Genomic DNA, 13,166 nt, shown 5'->3' with positions numbered 1-13,166 from the left:
TCCTCTCCCCCCGCCCCTCCCCCGCTCGTACGCATCCCTCCAGGAGGCCGTGTGACCAGCAACGAGAGCGCCGTGAGTCCCGCGCTCGGCGTCCATTCCGAGGTCGGCAGGCTGCGCAAGGTCCTGGTGTGCTCCCCCGGTCTCGCGCACCGGCGGCTGACTCCCACCAACTCCGACGAGCTGCTCTTCGACGACGTCATGTGGGTGGAGAACGCCCAGCGCGACCATGCCGCCTTCGTCGGTGAACTGCGCCGGCGCGGGGTGGAGGTGGTGGAGCTGCACGACCTGCTGGCGCAGATCATGGCGCTCCCGGAGGCCAGGGCGTGGCTCCTGGACCGGAAGATCACCGCCAACCAGGTCGGCATCGGCCTCATCGACGCGGCCCGCGCGTATCTGGAGACCCTCTCGCCGAGGGAACTCGCCGAGTACCTCGTCGGCGGGCTCGCCACCAGTGACCTGCCCGAGGACTTCCGCTCCCCGCACCTCGCGCTGGCCCGCGAGTCCACCGGCGCCCGCGAGTACCTGATGCCGCCGCTGCCGAACACCCTGTACACGCGCGACACCACCTGCTGGCTGTACGGCGGCCTCACCCTCAACCCGCTGTACTGGTCCGCGCGGCACGACGAGACGCTGCTGATGAAGGCGATCTACACCTTCCACCCCGACTTCAAGGGCTCGAAGGTGTGGTGGGGCGACCCCGAGCGGGACTGGGGCCAGGCCACCTTCGAGGGCGGCGACATCATGCCGGTGGGCAACGGGGTCGTCCTCATGGGCATGAGCGAGCGCACCTCCCGGCAGGCCGTCACCCAGGTCGCCGCCGCGCTGTTCCGCAGCGGCGCCGCCGAGCACGTCGTCGTCGCCGGGATGCCGAAGCTGCGCTCCGCCATGCACCTGGACACGGTCTTCACCTTCGCCGACCGCGACGTGGTGACCGTCTACCCCCGCATCATGGACGCGGTGCACACCTTCTCGCTGCGGCCCGGCGACCGGGCCCCCGGTTTCGACGTGGTCGACGAGGGGTCGACGCCCTTCGTCGACGTCGTCGCCAAGGCTCTCGGGCTGGCGAAGCTGCGGGTGGTGGAGACGGGCGGCGACGCCTACGCCTCCGAGCGCCAGCAGTGGGACAGCGGCAACAACGCCGTCGCGGTGGAACCGGGTGTGGTGTTCACCTACGACCGCAACACCCTGACCAACGCGCTGCTGCGCGAGGCCCGGGTGGAGGTCGTCACCATCGTGGGCGCGGAACTGGGCCGGGGGCGCGGCGGCGGGCACTGCATGACGTGTCCACTGGTGCGCGACCCCGTCGACTTCTGATCGCGGTGACCTCGGCGAACTCAGCGGCAGAACCCGTACGCCTGCTCCAGCCACCGGTGCAGTGCCGTGTGCACGCTGCCGGGGAGCACACTGAGCTGCTCGATGGCGGCCCGGTCCCCGGCGGAGGGCGCGATGCCGGCGGCGGTCAGCAGGGCGAGCAGGTCGAGGCGGCGCAGGTCGACGGGGTCGACGCGGCAGGGGACGCGCCGGGCGGGGTCGGGCGGCTGGAGCAGGAAGTCGCCCCGCGTGTCGCGGGAGCGCGAGTGCGTCGGGGCGGCGGCGGTCGGAGCAGTCGTCGGGTGCATACCGCGGTCCTCCACGTGAGGGGGCGCCCGGTCGGGTCGCCGTTCTTGACGGCATGAGACACCGGGGGGCGGACGGCGGTTGCGGGCCGGCGCGAGGACCACACGGGGGATGCAATCGGCGTCTTGTCGCACGAACCGGACGGTGGGGCGGACGCCCAGGTCGGCGGCCTCGCGGCCCCGGCGGCTGCTCCGTACGAGTGGTGCGTTCGCGGAGGCGGTCGTACGGTCGAACGGGGAAAACGGGAAGCGGAGACAAGCGACCCCGAGACGGCGGGAGCAGACATGGGCAGGAACCCGATGAGGGCAGCGGTCACTCTCTGTGCCGCCGCCGCGCTCGCAGTACCCCTGGGCACGGCCTCCGCCGCACCGTCGGCGCAGCCCGCGGCGCACACCCGGCAGACGCAGGATCCGGTGCTGGTGGACTGCTCCGGGCAGCCGCAGATCGGGCCCGAGGCGTACGTGCTCGCCTGCGGGGACGGCAACAGCCGCCTGGTCTCCATGCGCTGGTTCCGCTGGGACCCGCAGGCGGCGGTGGGCCGGGGCACGAACGCCGTGAACGACTGCGACCCGTACTGCGCCGCGGGCGCCTTCCACTCCTACCCGGTGACCGTGCGGCTCGACATGCCGACGGGCGGGGAGCAGGGCACGGGTCAGCGGCACTTCACCCGGATCACCCTGACCTACACCGACGGCAGGCCGGACGGGTCTCCCCGCACCGTGGCCTACCCCCTGCCCGGCTGACCGGCCGACGGACGGGCCCGGTCGTCCGGCCGGGCCCGGTCAGTCCGGCAGCACCAGCCGGCAGGTGTCCCCCGGCTGGAGACGCACCTCGCGGTCCGGCAGCCGGACGTCGATCGGCAGCGGTCCGGCCGCGGGCACGGCGATCTCCAGCCGGCCGTGCTCCAGCCGGAACCGCACGCCCCAGTGGCCCTGGTAGCGCACGGAGAACCCGTACGACGACAGCTCCGGCAGCGGCACCGGGTCCAGCCACAGGGCGCCCGCGCGGGTCTCCAGGCCGGTCAGGCCGCGCTGGACGAGGTCGAGGGTGCCGGCCATGGCGCCGAGGTGGATGCCCTCGCCCGTGGTGCCGCCCTGGAGGTCGGCGACGTCGCCCTTGAGCGCCTCCTGGAAGTAGTCCCAGGCCTCGGCGCGGCGGGCGCGGGCCAGGATCCAGCCGTGGACGAGTCCGCTGAGGGTGGATCCGTGGCTGGTGCGGGCCAGGTAGTGGTCGACGGTGCGCTGCCAGGTCCGCTCGTCGAGCGTGTAGCCCAGGCGCCGGAACAGCGACCGGAGTTCGGCCGGGGAGAACAGGTAGCCGAGCATGAGGACGTCGGCCTGTTTGGAGGCCTGGTAGTTGTTGACGCTGTCGTTCTCGGCCTCCAGGAGACGGTCGAGGCGCCGGATGTCGCCGTACCGGTCGCGGTAGCCCTCCCAGTCGAGTTCGGCGAGGTCGCCGTACCCCTCGAACTGGCTGACGACGCCCTCGTGGAAGGGGACGTGCAGGGTGCGGGAGACGCTGTCCCACTGTTCCAGCTCCGCTTCGTCCAGCGCGGTGCGCTCGCCGAGTTCACGGCGGCGGGGTTCGGGCAGGTCGTCCAGGACGTGGAGGGTGCGGGAGAGGACCCAGGCGGCGGTGACGTTGGTGTAGGCGTTGTCGTCGAGACCCGGCCGGTCGGCGCCGGGGTAGGCCTCGTGGTACTCGTCGGGGCCGACCACGCCCCGGATGCGGTGCCGCCCGAGGCGTTCGTCCCAGGTGGCGGAGTCGGCCCAGAAGCGCGCGATCTGGAGCAGCATCTCGGCGCCCTTGGTGTGCAGGAACTCGGCGTCGCCGCTGGCCTCGCAGTACTGCCACACGTTGTACGCGATGGCGGAGCCCACGTGGTGCTGGAGGTGGGAGTGGTCGGGGAGCCAGCGGCCCGAGCGCGGGTTGAGGTGCAGTTGCTGGGTCTCCTCGCGGCCGTCGCTGCCGCTCTGCCAGGGGTAGAGGGCGCCGCGCCTGCCGATCGCGCGGGCCGCGGAGCGGGCCTTCTCCAGGCGGCGGTGCCGGTAGTGCAGCAGGGCCCGGGACACCTCGGGGAAGTGCAGGTTCAGGTAGGGCAGGACGAACAGCTCGTCCCAGAAGACGTGGCCGCGGTAGGCCTCGCCGTGCAGTCCGCGCGCCGGTACGCCCACGTCGAGGTCGGCGGTGTGCGGCGAGAGGGTCTGGAGCACGTGGAAGAGGTGCAGGCGCAGGATGCTGCCCGCCTCGCCGGGCACCTCCAGTTCGGCGCGGCGCCACAGCTGGCCCCAGGCGGTGCGGTGGCTGACCAGCAGCTCGTCGAAGCCGGGGGCTTCGGCCACCCGGTCGACGGCGGCCTGGAGCGGGTCGCTGATCGCCGGGTCGCGCGAGGTGTGCAGGGCGACGACCTTGTCGACGGTGGTGGTGCGGCCCGGTTCGGCGCGCAGGGTGACGCGCTGGGTGACGCACAGGTGCTCGCGGGCCGCGGTGACCGGCGCGCCGGCCGTGGTGCGGGCGGCCATGCCGGTCCGGATGTCCGAGGTGCGGGTCCGGCAGCGCAGCCACACCGTGTCGTCGTCGGCGCTGCCGGTGTGCACGTGGGTGAGGTGGTGGCCGTCGAGGTCCCGGTAGCGCGGTACCCCGGAGTTGGTGGCGCCGCCGTCGAGGGCCGCCTCCACCTCCAGGTCGACCGGGCCGCCCTCGGCGGTGAACTCGGTGCGCAGGGCGGCGAGGTGGGGATCGGCCATGTGCACCATCCGCAGTTGGCGCACGGACAGCACGCGCACCCCGTCGAGCCCGAAGCGGGTGAGCCGTTCCAGGACGCCCGAGTCAAGGTGCACGGTCTGGCGGTGGTCGAGCACCTCGGCGGTGTCGGGAGTGAGCCAGTCCCCTGCGGCGGGCCTGAAGCGCAGCGGCAGCCAGTTGGGGAGGTTGACCATGTCCTCGTTCTCGACCTCGCGCCCCGCGACGGTGGAGGTGAGCCGGTTGTAGCAGCCGGCCACGTAGGTGCCCGGGTAGTGCACGTCGTCCGCGGCGCACTCGGGCAGCGCGCCGCGGGTGGCGAAGTAGCCGTTGCCGAGGGTGCACAGGGACTCGCGCAGCCGCTCCTCGGCGGCGTCGTAGTGGTCGTAGTCCCAGGTCGACGGGGTCGCGGTCACCGCGGGGCCTCCCAGGTCCAGTCGGCGACCTCGGGCAGGTCCACACCGTGTTCGCGGATCCAGTCGTGGTGCCGCTGCCGGACGTCCTCCATCCGCTGCCGTACGGCGGCGGCGCGCACGGCGAGACCGGGCACGCGGTCGATGACGTCCATGACCAGGCGGTAGCGGTCCAGGTCGTTGCCGACCACCATGTCGAACGGGGTGGTGGTGGTCCCGATCTCCTTGTAGCCGCGCACGTGCAGATGCGCGTGGCCGGTGCGCCGGTAGGCGAGCCGGTGGATCAGCCAGGGGTAGCCGTGGTAGGCGAAGATCACCGGCTTGTCGGCGGTGAACAGGCCGTCGTACTCGAAGTCGCTCATGCCGTGCGGGTGTTCCCCGCTGGGCAGCAGGCGGGCGATGTCGACGACGTTGACCACGCGCACGGCGAGTTCCGGCAGGTGGTGGCGGATCAGCTGGGCGGCGGCCAGGACCTCCTGGGTCGGTACGTCGCCCGCGCAGGCGAGGACCACGTCGGGTTCGCGGCTGCCGTCCTCGGTGCCGGCCCAGTCCCAGATGCCGGCGCCGCGCGCGCAGTGCGCCTTGGCCTGGTCCATGGTCAGCCAGTCGAAGCAGGGCTGTTTGCCGGCCACGATCACGTTGACGTAGTCGCGGCTGCGCAGGGCGTGGTCGGCGACGGAGAGCAGGGTGTTGGCGTCCGGCGGGAAGTAGACGCGTACGGCTTCGGGGCTCTTGTTGAGGATGTGGTCGACGAAGCCGGGGTCCTGGTGGGAGAAGCCGTTGTGGTCCTGGCGCCACACGTGGGAGGTGAGCAGGTAGTTGAGGGAGGCGATGGGTGCGCGCCAGGGCAGGCGGCGGGTCACCCGCAGCCACTTGATGTGCTGGTTGACCATCGAGTCGACGATATGGACGAACGCCTCGTAGCAGGAGAACAGTCCGTGGCGGCCGGTGAGGAGGTAGCCCTCCAGCCAGCCCTGGCAGGTGTGTTCGGACAGGATCTCCATCACGCGGCCGTGCCGGTCCAGGTCCTCGTCGACGGGCAGCGTCCGCTCCTGCCAGGCCTTGCCGCTGGCGGCGTAGACGGCCTGGAGGCGGTTGGAGGCGGTCTCGTCGGGGCCGACGAGGCGGAAGTCGCGCCGGTCCGCGGTGGCCGCCATGACGTCCCGGAGCAGGTCGCCGAGGACCCGGGTGGGTTCGTGGATGCTCGCGCCGGGTTCCGCGACGGGCACGGCGTACTTCTCCAGCGGGGGCACGGGCAGTTCGCGCAGCAGGAGACCGCCGTTGGCGTACGGGGTGGCGCCGAGGCGGCGGGGCCCCTCGGGGACGGCGGAGAGGACGGCGGGCCGCGGGGCTCCGGCGTCGTCGAACAGTTCCTCGGGGCGGTAGGAGCGCAGCCACTGCTCCAGCTGCGCGAGGTGCTCGGGGTTGGTGCGTACGGCGGGCAGGGGCACCTGGTGGGCGCGCCAGGTGTTCTCCACGGGCAGTCCGTCGACCTCGGCGGGGCCGGTCCAGCCTTTGGGGGTGCGCAGGACGATCATCGGCCAGCGGGGGCGTCCGGTGGCGCCCTCCTCGCGGGCGGCCCGCTGGATCGCGGCGATGCGATCCAGGGCGGTGTCCATGGCGCGGGCGGTCGCGCGGTGGACGGCGGCGGGTTCGTCGCCGGTGACGTGGATCGGGTCGTGGCCGTAGCCGCGCAGGAGTTCGTCCAGCTCGGTCTCGGGGAGTCGGGCGAGCACCGTCGGGTTGGCGATCTTGTAGCCGTTGAGGTGCAGGATCGGCAGGACGGCGCCGTCGTGCACCGGGTCGAGGAACTTGTTGGAATGCCAGGACGTCGCCAGCGGGCCGGTCTCCGCCTCGCCGTCGCCGATCACGCAGGCGGCCACCAGGTCCGGGAGGTCGAAGGCGGCGCCGTAGGCGTGCGAGAGCGCGTAGCCCAGCTCGCCGCCCTCGTGGATGGAGCCCGGCGTCTCGGGCGCCACGTGGCTCGGTACGCCGCCGGGGAAGGAGAACTGCTTGAACAGCCGGGCCATGCCGGCCGCGTCCCGGGTGATGTCCGGGTAGGTCTCGGTGTACGAGCCCTCCAGCCACGCGTTGGCCAGCACGGCGGGCCCGCCGTGGCCGGGGCCCCAGACGCACAGGGCGTCGAGGTCGCGGGCCTTGATGACCCGGTTGAGGTGGGTGTGGACCAGGTTGAGGCCGGGTGAGGTGCCCCAGTGGCCGAGCAGGCGCGGCTTGACGTGCTCGCGGCGCAGGGGTTCGGCCAGCAGGGGGTTGGCCATCAGGTAGATCTGGCCGACGGCGAGGTAGTTCGCGGCGCGCCAGTGGGCGTCCAGGCCGGCGAGCTCCTCGTCGGTGAGTTCGGTGGGCGCCTGCTGCGTGTCGACGGACATCGGTGGTCCTTCCGTGTCGGGACAGCCGGTCGGGGCGCGCGGGCACGGGGTGCCCGTGCACATCCCAACCCTGCGCCGACCGGGCGGGTACCCGAGAGGGCCGTTCGGGTCACGTGGTGTTCCGAACGGGTCACGGAGCGCCGGTGCCGCGGGGTGGCGGGCGGCGGTCCCTAGGGGTGGCGGGCGGCGGTGCGCGACGAGAACAGCACGGCCGTCACCGGCGCCGACCCCGGTGCCGACCGTGCCGAGGCGCCGGGTACCCCAACTTCGGCGTCGTACACCGGAGTTGCCCGAACGTGGCGGCACCGGCCCGCAGTGGCGGCGCACTCGGTCCGCGACGGCACGGGTGGACTGCGTGAGCAGACGGCTAGGATACCCCCCTGGGTATATCTGTTACGGTGGCCGGGAGAGATACCCCAGGGGGTAATTCCGGAAGGAGAGCGTGCCGTGTTCTTTGTCGACGTCCTGGAGACCGGGTCACTGGGCAACCGCAGCTATCTGGCGGGCGGTCCCGACGCGGCCGTCGTCGTGGACCCGCCGCGGGACATCGACCGTGTCATCGCCGCGGCCGCCCGGCGCGGGGTGCGGATCGCCGTCGTCGCCGAGACCCACGTCCACAACGACTACGTCACCGGCGGTCTGGAGCTGGCCCGTCTCACCGGCGCGCGCTATCTGGTGCCGGCCGGGGCCGAGGTGGCGTACGCGCGCGTCGCGGTGGCCGACGGCGACGTGGAGCCGGTCGACGCGGGGCTGGAGCTGCGCGCGGTGGCCACCCCGGGCCACACCCCGCACCACACGTCGTACGTCCTTGAGGAGGCGGGGCGGGCCGTGGCCGCCTTCACCGGCGGTTCGCTGCTGATCGGCACCGTGGGCCGGCCCGACCTCGTGGAGCCCCGGCTGACCGAGGAGCTGGCCCGCGCGCAGCACGCCTCCGCGCACCGTCTCGCGGACCGGCTCGAGGACGCGGTGAGCGTGCTGCCCACGCACGGCTTCGGCAGCTTCTGCTCCGCCACCGCCACCGGCGGCGAGCACAGCACGATCGGCGCCGAGAGGGCCGCCAACCCGGCGCTCGTCCAGGACGTGGAGACCTTCGTCCGCGAGCTGCTGGCCGGGCTGGACGACGTGCCCGCCTACTACGCGCACATGGCGCCGGTGAACAGCGAGGGGCCCGCTCCCCTGGACCTGACCGAGCCCCGCCGCGCGGACGCGGACGAGATAGCCCGGCGTCTGGCCGCGGGCGAGTGGGTCGTGGACCTGCGCTCCCGGGTGGCCTTCGCCGCCGGTCACGTCGCCGGGTCGGTCAACTTCGAGGTCGACGGACAGCTCGCGACGTATCTGGCCTGGCTGATCCCCTGGGGCAAGCCGGTGACGCTGCTCGCGCACGGCGCCGAGGACCTGGCCCGCGCCCAGCGCGAGCTGGCCCGGGTGGGCATCGACCTCCCGGCCGCGGCTGCGGTGGGCTCCCCGGCCGACTGGGTCGCACAGGGGGAGCGGCCGGCCTCGTTCCGGCGGGCCGCCTTCGCCGAGCTGGCCGCGGCGCGGCGGGACGGTGCGGACGTGGTCGTCGTGGACGTGCGCCGCGACGCCGAACGCGCCCAGGGGTGGGTCCGGGGCAGCGTGCACCTGCCGGTCCACGAGATCCACCGGCGCCTGGACGAGGTGCCGCCGGGCACGGTGTGGGTGCACTGCGCGGGCGGGATGCGGGCGGCGGTCGCCGCGTCCGTGCTGGACGCCGCCGGGCGCGAGGTGGTCGCGATCGACGACGGCTTCGCCGCGGCGGCCGGGGCGGGCCTCCCGCTCGTGACGCCCTCGGACGCCACCGCCGCATGACGCCGCTGATCCTCGCACTGCTGGCCGGTGCCGCGGCCGGTGTGTCCCTGGGCGCGCTGGGGGCGGGCGGCAGCATCCTCACCGTGCCCGCACTCGTCTACCTGCTCGGCTTCACCCCGGCGGCGGCGACCACCGCGAGCCTCGTGGTGGTGGTCGTCATGTCGGTCACCGCGCTGGTCGCGCACGCGCGGGCGGGGGACGTGCGGTGGCGGGCCGGGCTGCTGTTCGCGGCCGCTGGTGTGCTGCCCGCCGCCGGGGCGGGCGCACTGTCCGCGCGGGTCCCGGCGGCGGTGCTGACGCTGCTGTTCGCGGCCGTGGCCGCCCTGGCCGGACTGCACATGCTGCACCGGCGCACACCGCGCGGGAACGGCACCGTGTCCGGGGCCCGGGCGGTCGGGGCCGGGGCCGGGCTCGGCGCGGTGACCGGGTTCCTCGGGGTCGGCGGCGGCTTCCTCGCGGTACCGGCGCTGGTGACCGTCCTCGCGGTGCCGATGAGCGCGGCGGTGGGCACGAGTCTGCTGGTGGTCGGGGCGAACGCGCTGGTGGCCCTGGCGGGCCGGGCGTACACCGCCGTACACCTGGACCTCACCCTGCTCCTGCCGTTCCTGGCAGCCGCGGTCCTCGGCGCGTGGGACGGCAGGCGGCTGGCCGCGAAGGTCTCCGCCGGGACGCTGCGGCGCGTCTTCGGTGCCGTGCTGCTCGCCGTGGCCGTGGCGATGGGCGCGACGGCGGTGCTGTGACCCGGCGGGCGCCCCGCTGCGCACCGGGCCCGGGGCGGGTCAGGCCAGGGAGAGGAAGAGCTTCTCCAGCCGGGCCCGCATCTGTGCCGAGTCGCGCACCTCGGGGTCGTCACTGGTCATGCACTGCTGCAGCCCCGTGGCGATGATCGAGAACCCGGCCCGGTCCAGGGCGCGGGAGACGGCGGCGAGCTGGGTGACCACGTCCTCGCAGTCGCGGCCCTCCTCGATCATCCGGATGACTCCCGCGAGCTGGCCCTGGGCACGCCGCAGCCGGTTCAGCGCCGACTTCAGTTCGTCGGCCGACATGTCGAGCTCCACGCTTCTCCCTCTCCTCCACCCGATACCTCACCGAACCCCACATACCCCCGCGGGTATCCTACCGCGCGGGGGGACGAACAACGAGAAAGGTCTCGCTCCGTGATCACCCCCGCAGCAACCGCCACCGCGCTGACCACCGGGCAGGCGGCGGCCCGCCTGGCCGAGTTCACCGTCGTCGACGTCCGCTCCCCCGGCGAGTACTCCGGCGGCCACCTGCCCGGCGCCCACAACGTTCCGCTGGAGCGCCTCGACGAGGCCGCCGGCGCCCTGGCGGCGGCCGCCGCGCGCGGGCCGCTGCTGCTCGTGTGCGCCTCCGGGAACCGGTCCGCCACGGGCTGCGCCCAGCTGGCGGCGCGGAACGTGGCGGCGGCCACGCTCGACGGCGGCACGAACGCCTGGGCGGCGGCCGGTCACCCCGTCGACCGTCCGGCCGGGGCGCGTACGCCGTGGCCCATGGACCGGCAGGTGCGCCTCGCGGCCGGGTCGCTCGTCGCCGCCGGTTTCGTGGCCGGACGCTTCTGGCGCCCCGCGCACTGGCTGTCCGGCGCGATAGGCGCGGGACTGGTCTTCTCCGGAGTGACCAACACCTGCGGCATGGCCGCGGCACTGGCCCGGCTGCCGCACAACCGGCCCACCGGGGACGTCGCGTCCTTCGAGGAGACGCTGGCGCGGCTGGCGGCCTGAGGCACACCTGTGGCGGCGGGCGCCGATCCCTCACGAAGGGGTCGACGCCCGCCAATTTTGCATGCCGTGCATCTTTGCATACCATGCAACTTATGACGGAGAAGGGTGCCGCGGGGGGCGGTCTGCGGGAGCGGAAGAAGCGGGCCACACGTGCCGCTCTGGCCGAGGCCGCGGTGCGTCTCGCCGCCGAACACGGGGCGGAGAAGGTCACCGTCGAGGCGATCAGCGCCGCGGCCGGGGTGTCCGTGCGCACCTTCTTCAACTACTTCGACAGCCGCGACGAGGCCTTCGTGGTCATCGACGCGGACGCGGGCGCACGCATGCGGCGCGCCGTCCTGGAAGCACCGGCCGATCTCTCCCCGCTGGCAGCCCTGCGCGAGGCCATGGCGGCGGAACTGGCCGAGGCGGAACAGCAGCACGAGTTGTGGCGGCTGCACGCCGAGGTCCTGCACGCCTCACCGCACCTGCTGGCGCGCGGCGTCGGGGCCCACATGGCGGCCGAGGCGGACCTGGCCGACGCCATCGCCCTGCGCCTGCGCGGGGACGGCGACACGGGCGGGGACGGGCCGGGGCTCTACCCGCGACTGCTGGCCGCGGTGGCGGGCGCCGCGGTGCGCACCAGCATGGACCACTGGTCCGCCCACCAGGAGGAAGCCGCCTTCCTCGACGTCTTCCACGAGGTGTTCACCCTCCTCGCCGCCGGTCTCCCGGCACCGTCCGCGTAGCCTCCGCGCCGGGCTCGCGACCCATCAGGACCCACCACACGAAAGAGATGCCGTGACCGCTACCCAGGCGCCCGCCGACGCGCCTCCCACCTCGATGACCCACCGGCAGATACTCCAGGCCATGTCGGGCCTGATGGCCGGCATGTTCGTCGCGATCCTGGCCGGCACCGTCGTGGCCAACGCGCTGCCCACGATCATCGCCGACCTGGGCGCCAGCCAGTCGTCGTACACGTGGGTCGTCACCTCCGAGCTGCTCGCGATGACCGCGACGGTGCCCCTGTGGGGCAAGCTGTCCGACCTCTTCAACAAGAAGCTGCTGCTCCAGCTGTCGCTGAGCATGTTCGTGGTCGGCTCGCTGCTGGCCGGCTTCTCGCACGGGGTGGGGCTGCTGATCTTCAGCCGGGTCGTGCAGGGCATCGGCGCGGGCGGTCTGACCGCGCTCGCGCAGGTCGTGATGGCCTCCGTCATCCCGCCCCGCCAGCTGGGCAAGTACGCCGGCATCTTCGGCGCCGTCTTCGCGGTGGGCACCGTGGCCGGACCGCTGGTCGGCGGTGTCCTGGTGGACACCTCGTGGCTGGGCTGGCGCTGGTGCTTCTTCATCGGCGTGCCGTTCGCGCTGCTCGCCATCGCCCTGCTCCAGCGCACCCTGCGCCTGCCCACGACCAAGCGCGCGGTGCGCATCGACTGGCTCGGCGCCTTCCTGATCGTCGCCGGTGTCTGCGCCCTGCTCATCTGGGTGTCGCTGGCCGGCAACGAGTTCGACTGGGCGTCCTGGCAGACCGGTGTCCTCACGGGCGGCGGCGTACTGCTGCTGGTCGCGGCGGTGTTCGTCGAGGCCCGCACCGCCGAGCCGGTCATCCCGCTCGGCATCTTCAAGAACCGCACGGTCACCCTGACCACCGTCGCCAGCCTCCTGGTCGGTGTCGCCATGTTCGGCGGGACCGTCTTCCTCTCGCAGTACTTCCAGATCTCCCTGGGCAAGTCGCCGACCGTCGCGGGCCTGATGAGCCTGCCGATGATCCTCGGCCTGCTGGTGTCCTCCACCGTCGCCGGACAGGTGATCAGCCGGACCGGCAAGTGGAAGCGGTACCTGGTGGCGGGCGCGGTGATCATGGCCGTCGGCCTGGCGCTGCTGGCCACGATCGACGCGAAGACCAACTTCGGCCTGCTCAGCCTCTACATGGCGATCCTGGGTGTCGGCGTCGGCATGCTGATGCAGAACCTGGTGCTGGCCGCCCAGAACGACGTGCCCGCCGCCGACCTGGGCGCCGCGACCTCGGTGCTGTCGTTCTTCCGCAGCATGGGCGGCACCATCGGCGTCAGCGTCCTCGGCGCGATCCTCGCCAACCGGGTCGCCGACGAGACGGCCAAGGGACTCGGCAACGCCGGTATCACCGCCCCCGGTGGCGGTGGCTCCGGCGAGGGCAGCGTCCCGGACATGTCCACGCTGCCCGGCCCGCTGCGGACGATCGTCGAGCACGCCTACGCCGTCGCCACGGCCGACCTGTTCCTCGTCGCCACGCCGTTCGCGGTGCTCGCGCTGGTCGCCGTCGTGTTCATCAAGGAGAAGCCGCTGAAGACCACCAGCGGCATGGAGCGCCTGGCCGAGGAGTCCGGCGAGGGCCCCGCTCTGCCTGCCGACCACCGCGGCGACGTCCTCGGCCGGGATGCCGGTGAGGTTGCCGGCGGTGGTGATGGGGATGGCCA

The 13,166-nt window shown here is 73.3% G+C and carries 11 protein-coding genes; 7 read left to right on the top strand and 4 right to left on the bottom strand.

All coding sequences use genetic code 11. From position 1 onward, the window contains the following. Nucleotides 1-51: 51 nt before the first annotated feature. Entirely contained in the window at nt 52-1,314 is a 1,263-nt protein-coding gene (locus ACFV9J_RS11570; RefSeq protein ID WP_385352945.1) for an arginine deiminase, read from the top strand. Nucleotides 1,315-1,334: 20 nt separating this feature from the next. On the opposite strand, the gene ACFV9J_RS11565 is transcribed toward ACFV9J_RS11570, so the two are convergent. After that, nucleotides 1,335-1,619, bottom strand: coding sequence for a hypothetical protein (locus tag ACFV9J_RS11565; RefSeq protein WP_356855840.1), 285 nt, complete (start codon nt 1,617-1,619; stop codon nt 1,335-1,337). Between the two features lie 282 nt (nt 1,620-1,901). On the opposite strand from ACFV9J_RS11565, the gene ACFV9J_RS11560 reads away from it, so the two are divergent. Beyond that, the gene (locus tag ACFV9J_RS11560; RefSeq protein ID WP_385352942.1) at nt 1,902-2,360 is read left to right on the top strand and encodes a hypothetical protein; all 459 of its coding nucleotides are present in this window, start codon (nt 1,902-1,904) and stop codon (nt 2,358-2,360) included. A 39-nt stretch (nt 2,361-2,399) separates the two neighbouring features. Here ACFV9J_RS11560 and ACFV9J_RS11555 read toward each other — a convergent pair whose 3' ends face one another. After that, the gene (locus ACFV9J_RS11555) at nt 2,400-4,775 is read right to left on the bottom strand and encodes a glycoside hydrolase family 65 protein (protein WP_385352940.1); all 2,376 of its coding nucleotides are present in this window, start codon (nt 4,773-4,775) and stop codon (nt 2,400-2,402) included. Beyond that, entirely contained in the window at nt 4,772-7,162 is a 2,391-nt protein-coding gene (locus ACFV9J_RS11550) for a phosphoketolase (protein ID WP_385352938.1), read from the bottom strand. The genes ACFV9J_RS11555 and ACFV9J_RS11550 overlap by 4 nt, the downstream gene beginning before the upstream one ends. A gap of 447 nt (nt 7,163-7,609) precedes the next feature. Here ACFV9J_RS11550 and ACFV9J_RS11545 point away from each other — a divergent pair, with 447 nt between their 5' ends. Then, the gene (locus ACFV9J_RS11545; RefSeq protein WP_385352936.1) at nt 7,610-8,992 is read left to right on the top strand and encodes a rhodanese-like domain-containing protein; all 1,383 of its coding nucleotides are present in this window, start codon (nt 7,610-7,612) and stop codon (nt 8,990-8,992) included. Then, a complete protein-coding gene (locus tag ACFV9J_RS11540) occupies nt 8,989-9,732 on the top strand; it encodes a sulfite exporter TauE/SafE family protein (protein ID WP_385352934.1) in 744 nt (247 codons plus the stop codon). The genes ACFV9J_RS11545 and ACFV9J_RS11540 overlap by 4 nt, the downstream gene beginning before the upstream one ends. A gap of 39 nt (nt 9,733-9,771) precedes the next feature. Here ACFV9J_RS11540 and ACFV9J_RS11535 read toward each other — a convergent pair whose 3' ends face one another. Next, nucleotides 9,772-10,050 (bottom strand): metal-sensitive transcriptional regulator, encoded by a 279-nt coding sequence (locus tag ACFV9J_RS11535; RefSeq protein ID WP_003978241.1) that lies wholly within the window; start codon nt 10,048-10,050, stop codon nt 9,772-9,774. A 99-nt stretch (nt 10,051-10,149) separates the two neighbouring features. Here ACFV9J_RS11535 and ACFV9J_RS11530 point away from each other — a divergent pair, with 99 nt between their 5' ends. From ACFV9J_RS11530 to ACFV9J_RS11520, 3 genes are all read left to right on the top strand, one after another. After that, nucleotides 10,150-10,734, top strand: a complete 585-nt coding sequence (locus ACFV9J_RS11530; RefSeq protein ID WP_385352930.1) for a rhodanese-like domain-containing protein — start codon at nt 10,150-10,152, stop codon at nt 10,732-10,734. Nucleotides 10,735-10,817: 83 nt separating this feature from the next. After that, nucleotides 10,818-11,459: a TetR/AcrR family transcriptional regulator gene (locus ACFV9J_RS11525; protein WP_385352928.1), complete on the top strand. Its 642-nt coding sequence runs from the start codon at nt 10,818-10,820 to the stop codon at nt 11,457-11,459. Nucleotides 11,460-11,553: 94 nt separating this feature from the next. Next, nucleotides 11,554-13,166, top strand: a 1,613-nt coding sequence (locus ACFV9J_RS11520) for an MDR family MFS transporter (protein WP_385353558.1), incomplete at its 3' end; no start/stop codon positions are given.

The organism is Streptomyces sp. NPDC059906 (assembly GCF_042730645.1).
In the GTDB taxonomy this organism is placed as follows: Bacteria; Actinomycetota; Actinomycetes; order Streptomycetales; family Streptomycetaceae; genus Streptomyces; species Streptomyces rubrogriseus.
The sequence above is the reverse complement of the archived record's forward strand: the minus strand, read 5'-3'. Positions and strand labels throughout refer to the sequence as shown.

Coding starts and splice junctions, on each gene's coding strand:
- ACFV9J_RS11565 (WP_356855840.1), bottom strand. CDS start 1,619: ATGCACCCGACGACTGCTCCGACCGCCGCCGCCCCGACGCACTCGCGC.
- ACFV9J_RS11560 (WP_385352942.1), top strand. CDS start 1,902: ATGGGCAGGAACCCGATGAGGGCAGCGGTCACTCTCTGTGCCGCCGCC.
- ACFV9J_RS11550 (WP_385352938.1), bottom strand. CDS start 7,162: ATGTCCGTCGACACGCAGCAGGCGCCCACCGAACTCACCGACGAGGAG.
- ACFV9J_RS11540 (WP_385352934.1), top strand. CDS start 8,989: ATGACGCCGCTGATCCTCGCACTGCTGGCCGGTGCCGCGGCCGGTGTG.
- ACFV9J_RS11525 (WP_385352928.1), top strand. CDS start 10,818: ATGCAACTTATGACGGAGAAGGGTGCCGCGGGGGGCGGTCTGCGGGAG.